5 protein-coding genes are annotated in these 6,900 nt (G+C 53.5%); 3 read left to right on the top strand and 2 right to left on the bottom strand.

Annotated features, from left to right (window positions below; translation table 11 throughout):
• Positions 1-54 precede the first annotated feature (54 nt).
• A complete protein-coding gene (gene msrA, locus C7B16_RS16155) occupies positions 55-693 on the bottom strand; it encodes a peptide-methionine (S)-S-oxide reductase MsrA (RefSeq protein WP_016249513.1) in 639 nt (212 codons plus the stop codon).
• A gap of 205 nt (positions 694-898) precedes the next feature.
• On the opposite strand from msrA, the gene tamA reads away from it, so the two are divergent.
• From tamA to C7B16_RS16175, 3 genes are read left to right on the top strand one after another with little or no spacing between them, the layout of a single operon-like run.
• The gene (gene tamA, locus C7B16_RS16165; protein WP_001269290.1) at positions 899-2,632 is read left to right on the top strand and encodes an autotransporter assembly complex protein TamA; all 1,734 of its coding nucleotides are present in this window, start codon (positions 899-901) and stop codon (positions 2,630-2,632) included.
• The gene (gene tamB, locus C7B16_RS16170) at positions 2,629-6,408 is read left to right on the top strand and encodes an autotransporter assembly complex protein TamB (RefSeq protein ID WP_107179903.1); all 3,780 of its coding nucleotides are present in this window, start codon (positions 2,629-2,631) and stop codon (positions 6,406-6,408) included. The genes tamA and tamB overlap by 4 nt, the downstream gene beginning before the upstream one ends.
• A 2-nt stretch (positions 6,409-6,410) precedes the next feature.
• Complete coding sequence (locus tag C7B16_RS16175) at positions 6,411-6,755, top strand: gamma-glutamylcyclotransferase family protein (RefSeq protein WP_001219159.1); 345 nt, start codon at positions 6,411-6,413, stop codon at positions 6,753-6,755.
• Positions 6,756-6,790: 35 nt separating this feature from the next.
• Here C7B16_RS16175 and C7B16_RS25335 read toward each other — a convergent pair.
• The coding region (locus C7B16_RS25335; RefSeq protein WP_224465868.1) for a hypothetical protein at positions 6,791-6,900 on the bottom strand (110 nt) is incomplete at its 5' end.

A 6,900-nucleotide genomic window follows, 5' to 3' on the forward strand; every position in this document is an offset into this window, starting at 1 on the left:
GTCGCCAGAGGGTTAAATTTTTGCTTCATTTCGCTTTAGTTCAGCCTTTTATTGCTACGCTTCAGGCGGCAGGCAAACGCCGATCCCACCAATTCCACAATAGCCATATGGGTTTTTGTGCAGATATTGTTGGTGGTCATCTTCGGCATAATAAAACGGTGTAGCGTTGGCGATCTCGGTGGTTATCTGGCGATCGTCACCGACGGTGAGCATTGCGGCCTGAAAACGTTCCAGACTGGCGCGGGCGGCAGCGTCCTGTTCTGGTGTCAGCGGGTAAATTGCGGAACGATACTGCGTGCCGTGGTCATTGCCCTGACGCATCCCTTGTGCGGGATCGTGATTCTCCCAGAATACCTGTAACAGTTGTTCGTAGCTGATCACTGACGGATCGTAAACCACGCGTACCGCTTCGGCGTGGCCGGTATCACCAGAACACACTTCCCGATAGGTCGGGTTTGGCGTGTAACCGCCGGTATAGCCTGCGGCAGTGCTGTAAACACCGGGAAGTTGCCAGAAAAGGCGTTCCACGCCCCAGAAACAGCCCATAGCAAAAATGGCGATCTCCATTCCGTCAGGCACATTGGTCATTGAGTGGCCGTTGACCGCATGCAATGTGGCTACAGGCATCGGGGTATTACGTCCAGGAAGGGCATCGGCGGGGGAAACCAGATGCTTTTTATCAAATAAACTCATAGTGTTGCTCTCCCGAAAGTCGGCCTTTGGGGATTAGGTTGTAACAAGAGACGTATTTGCACACAATAACCCCCGTGAATGTGTATAAAGTAAACCATAAGAAATATTTTGGGTTTAGTCTGCTTTTAAATCCATATGGCTGGATTTTTGTTAAGCCGTTTAACGGAGTTCCAGGGGCAGGAACAAAGGATATTCAGGAGAAAATGTGCGCTATATCCGACAGTTATGCTGTGTAAGCTTACTCTGCTTTAGCGGAGCTGCCGTCGCCGCGAACGTCCGTCTACAGGTCGAAGGGTTATCGGGGCAGCTAGAAAAGAACGTTCGTGCGCAGCTTTCTACGATTGAAAGTGATGAAGTTACGCCAGATCGGCGCTTTCGCGCACGTGTTGATGATGCTATCCGCGAAGGTCTGAAGGCGCTGGGCTATTACCAGCCGACCATTGAATTTGATCTCCGACCACCGCCAAAGAAGGGGCGGCAGGTGTTGATCGCCAAAGTCACGCCCGGCGTGCCGGTGTTGATTGGCGGCACTGATGTGGTTTTGCGCGGCGGTGCGCGGACTGATAAAGACTATTTGAAGTTGCTCGATACCCGCCCGGCTATAGGCACGGTGCTGAATCAGGGCGACTACGAAAATTTCAAAAAGTCCTTAACCAGCATCGCGTTGCGTAAAGGCTATTTCGATAGCGAATTTACCAAAGCACAGTTGGGTATCGCACTTGGCTTGCATAAAGCCTACTGGGATATTGATTACAACAGTGGCGAACGCTACCGCTTTGGGCATGTGACCTTCGAAGGATCACAGATCCGCGATGAGTACCTGCAAAATCTGGTGCCGTTTAAAGAGGGCGATGAGTACGAATCTAAAGATCTGGCGGAACTGAACCGCCGTCTCTCCGCTACTGGTTGGTTTAACTCGGTGGTGGTTGCACCGCAGTTTGATAAAGCGCGAGAAACTAAAGTATTGCCACTGACTGGCGTCGTTTCGCCGCGCACGGAAAACACCATTGAAACCGGGGTCGGGTACTCAACGGACGTTGGCCCACGAGTTAAAGCCTCGTGGAAAAAGCCGTGGATGAACTCTTACGGTCACAGCCTGACCACCAGCACAAGTATCTCTGCACCGGAACAGACTCTCGATTTTAGTTATAAAATGCCGCTGCTTAAGAACCCACTGGAACAATACTATCTGGTACAGGGTGGTTTTAAGCGCACTGATCTGAATGATACCGAATCCGATTCCACCACCCTGGTTGCTTCCCGTTACTGGGATCTTTCCAGTGGCTGGCAGCGTGCCATTAACCTGCGCTGGAGTCTCGACCACTTTACTCAGGGTGAAATCACTAACACCACGATGCTGTTTTATCCTGGGGTCATGATTAGCCGGACGCGATCACGCGGCGGCCTGATGCCGACCTGGGGCGACTCGCAGCGTTACTCTATCGACTACTCCAACACCGCCTGGGGATCGGATGTCGATTTCTCCGTATTCCAGGCGCAGAACGTCTGGATCCGCACACTTTACGATCGCCATCGCTTTGTCACTCGCGGCACGCTGGGCTGGATTGAAACCGGTGACTTCGACAAAGTACCGCCGGATTTACGTTTCTTCGCCGGGGGCGACCGCAGTATTCGCGGCTATAAATACAAATCGATCGCTCCGAAATACGCCAATGGTGACTTGAAAGGGGCATCAAAGCTAATTACCGGATCGCTGGAGTATCAGTACAACGTGACCGGAAAATGGTGGGGCGCGGTGTTTGTCGACAGCGGCGAAGCGGTAAGCGATATTCGCCGCAGTGACTTTAAAACCGGCACCGGGGTTGGCGTGCGTTGGGAATCGCCGGTCGGGCCGATCAAGCTCGATTTCGCCGTTCCGGTCGCTGACAAAGACGAGCATGGTTTACAGTTTTACATCGGTCTGGGGCCAGAATTATGAGTTTATGGAAAAAAATCAGCCTCGGCGTAGTCATCGTTATTTTACTGTTGCTGGGATCAGTGGCGTTTCTGGTGGGCACCACCAGCGGCCTGCATCTGGTATTTAAAGCGGCAGACCGTTGGGTGCCAGGGCTGGATATTGGCAAGGTCACCGGTGGCTGGCGCGACCTTACCTTGTCTGACGTTCGTTATGAGCAGCCAGGCGTGGCGGTAAAAGCGGGCAATCTGCATCTGGCGGTCGGGCTGGAGTGCCTGTGGGACAGCAGTGTTTGTATTAACGATTTGGCACTGAAGGATATTCAGGTCAACATCGACAGTAAAAAAATGCCCCCTTCAGAGCAAGCGGAGGAAGAGGAAGATAGCGGGCCGCTGGATCTCTCTACGCCATATCCCATCACCCTGACGCGGGTAGCGCTGGATAACGTCAACATTAAGATTGATGACACTACGGTGTCGGTGATGGATTTCACCTCCGGTCTGAACTGGCAAGAGAAAACCCTGACCCTGAAACCGACATCGCTGAAAGGGCTGTTGATTGCCCTGCCGAAAGTGGCAGAAGTGGCGCAGGAAGAAGTTGTCGAACCGAAGATTGAAAATCCGCAGCCGGATGAAAAACCGCTGGGCGAAACGCTGAAAGATCTCTTTTCTCGCCCGGTATTACCGGAGATGACCGACGTACATTTGCCGCTCAACCTGAACATTGAAGAGTTTAAGGGTGAGCAACTGCGCGTGACGGGCGACACGGACATCACCGTGCACACCATGCTGCTGAAAGTCAGTAGCATCGATGGCAATACCAAACTGGACGCACTTGATATCGACTCTAATCAGGGGAGCGTTAATGCCAGTGGCACGGCGCAACTGTCCAATAACTGGCCGGTAGATATCACCCTCAATAGCACACTGAACGTGGAGCCACTAAAAGGCGAAAAAGTGAAGCTGAAAGTGGGTGGTGCGCTGCGCGAACAACTGGAGATTGGCGTTAATCTTTCCGGTCCGGTGGATATGGATCTGCGCGCCCAGACGCGGCTGGCAGAAGTCGGATTGCCGCTCAACGTGGAAGTAAACAGCAAACAGCTTTACTGGCCGTTTACTGGCGAGAAGCAGTATCAGGCGGATGATCTGAAACTGAAACTCACCGGAAAAATGACTGATTACACGCTCTCTATGCACATGGCGGTGAAGGGGCATGAGATCCCGCCAGCGACCATTACCCTCGATGCAAAGGGCAATGAACAGCAGGTTAATCTCGACAAACTTACCGTCGCAGCGCTGGAAGGGAAAACCGAGTTGAAAGCGTTACTCGACTGGCAGCAGGCGATTAGCTGGCGTGGTGAGTTAACGCTTAACGGCATTAACACTGCGAAAGAGTTCCCGGAGTGGCCGTCAAAACTCAATGGTTTGATCAAAACCCGAGGCAGCCTGTACGGCGGCACCTGGCAGATGGACGTACCAGAGTTGAAGCTGACCGGCAATGTTAAACAGAACAAAGTGAACGTTGACGGAACGCTGAAAGGCAACAGTTATATGCAGTGGACGATCCCAGGTCTGCATCTGGAACTGGGGCCAAACAGTGCCGAAGTGAAAGGCGAGTTGGGGGTAAAAGATCTCAATCTTGATGCCACCATCAACGCGCCGGGGCTGGATAATGCGCTACCAGGACTGGGCGGTACAGCGAAAGGGTTGGTGAAAGTACGCGGTACTGTGGAAGCGCCACAACTACTGGCAGATATTACCGCGCGCGGTTTGCGTTGGCAGGAACTCTCCGTAGCGCAGGTTCGTGTGGAAGGCGATATCAAATCCACCGATCAGATTGCGGGTAAACTCGACGTGCGCGTTGAGCAAATCTCGCAGCCGGATGTGAATATCAACCTCGTCACTCTGAACGCGAAAGGCAGCGAAAAGCAGCACGAGTTACAACTGCGGATTCAGGGCGAGCCGGTTTCCGGGCAGCTCAATCTGGCAGGGAGTTTTGATCGCAAAGAAGAACGTTGGAAGGGAACACTTAGCAATACGCGCTTCCAGACGCCGGTCGGCCCGTGGTCGCTGACGCGTGATATCGCACTGGACTACCGCAATCAGGAGCAAAAAATCAGCATCGGGCCACACTGCTGGCTTAACCCGAATGCGGAACTGTGCGTGCCGCAAACCATTGATGCCGGGGCTGAAGGGCGTGCGGTGGTGAATCTCAACCGTTTCGACCTGGCAATGCTGAAGCCGTTTATGCCGGAAACCACTCAGGCCAGCGGTATCTTTACAGGTAAAGCGGATGTCGCCTGGGATACCACCAAAGAAGGGCTGCCGCAGGGCAGTGTTACTCTTTCCGGGCGTAACGTGCAGGTGACGCAAACCGTCAACGATGCGGCGCTGCCAGTAGCGTTTCAGACGCTGAACCTGATGGCGGAGTTGCGTAATAACCGTGCCGAGCTGGGCTGGACAATCCGTCTGACTAATAACGGTCAGTTTGATGGTCAGGTACAGGTAACCGATCCACAAGGGCGGCGTAACCTCGGCGGCAACGTGAATATCCGTAACTTCAACCTCGCGATGGTAAACCCCATCTTTACGCGTGGTGAAAAAGCGGCGGGTATGGTGAGCGCCAACTTACGTCTGGGCGGTGATGTGCAGAGCCCGCAGTTGTTTGGTCAGCTCCAGGTCACTGGTGTGGATATCGATGGCAACTTTATGCCGTTTGATATGCAGCCGAGCCAGCTTGCGGTCAACTTTAACGGTATGCGCTCGACGCTGGCGGGCACTGTGCGAACCCAGCAGGGGGAAATTTACCTGAACGGTGATGCTGACTGGAGTCAGATTGAAAACTGGCGTGCGCGGGTGACGGCAAAAGGCAGTAAGGTGCGGATCACCGTACCGCCGATGGTGCGCATGGATGTGTCGCCAGATGTCGTATTCGAAGCCACACCAAGCCTGTTTACCCTCGATGGCCGCGTGGATGTACCGTGGGCGCGCATTGTGGTGCACGATCTACCGGAAAGTGCGGTGGGCGTCTCCAGCGATGTGGTAATGCTCAACGATAACCTGCAACCGGAGGAGGCGAAAACGGCATCGATTCCGATCAACAGCAACCTGATTGTTCACGTTGGCAACAATGTGCGCATTGATGCCTTCGGCCTGAAAGCGCGACTGACGGGCGATCTCAATGTCGTACAGGACAAACAAGGTCTGGGTCTGAACGGGCAGATCAACATTCCGGAAGGTCGCTTCCATGCCTATGGTCAGGATCTGATTGTGCGTAAAGGTGAACTGCTGTTCTCTGGCCCGCCGGATCAACCGTATCTCAATATCGAAGCGATTCGTAACCCGGATGCAACAGAAGACGACGTGATCGCCGGTGTTCGTGTCACCGGGCTGGCGGATGAGCCGAAAGCGGAGATCTTCTCTGACCCGGCGATGTCACAACAGGCGGCATTGTCCTACTTGTTACGCGGACAAGGGCTGGAGAGCGATCAGAGTGACAGCGCGGCGATGACCTCGATGCTGATTGGTCTGGGGGTTGCACAAAGTGGTCAGATTGTGGGTAAAATCGGTGAGACATTTGGCGTAAGTAATTTAGCGCTCGACACCGAGGGGGTAGGCGATTCCTCCCAGGTGGTGGTCAGCGGCTATGTATTACCAGGCCTACAAGTGAAATACGGCGTGGGGATATTTGACTCTATAGCAACACTCACGTTACGTTATCGCCTGATGCCGAAGCTATATCTGGAAGCCGTGTCTGGTGTAGACCAGGCACTGGATTTGCTCTATCAGTTCGAGTTTTAGCTATGCGAATATTTGTCTACGGCAGTTTACGCCACAAACAAGGCAACAGCCACTGGATGACCAATGCCCAGTTGCTGGGCGATTTCAGTATCGATAACTACCAGTTGTATAGCCTGGGCCACTATCCAGGCGCAGTTCCGGGGAACGGAACGGTACACGGTGAAGTTTATCGTATTGACAACGCCACGCTGGCCGAACTTGATGCCTTGCGCACCAGGGGCGGTGAATACGCGCGCCAGTTGATTCAGACGCCGTACGGGAGTGCATGGATGTACGTATATCAACGACCCGTCGATGGATTAAAGCTGATTGCAAGCGGCGACTGGTTAGACAGGGATAAGCCATAATTAAACACGCCACCTTCGGGTGTAATGCCAGTCAGTTAAGCAACTGACTGGCTCTTTTTCGGGGCTGTGGGGTATTTCCAGGGCCTCTCCTTTACCACTCTCGGGAAGGCCCTTTCCCTTCTTGTCGGTAATTTCACAAGTTGTC

The organism is Escherichia sp. 20412-1 (assembly GCF_003027595.1).
Classification (GTDB): Bacteria; Pseudomonadota; Gammaproteobacteria; order Enterobacterales; family Enterobacteriaceae; genus Escherichia; species Escherichia marmotae.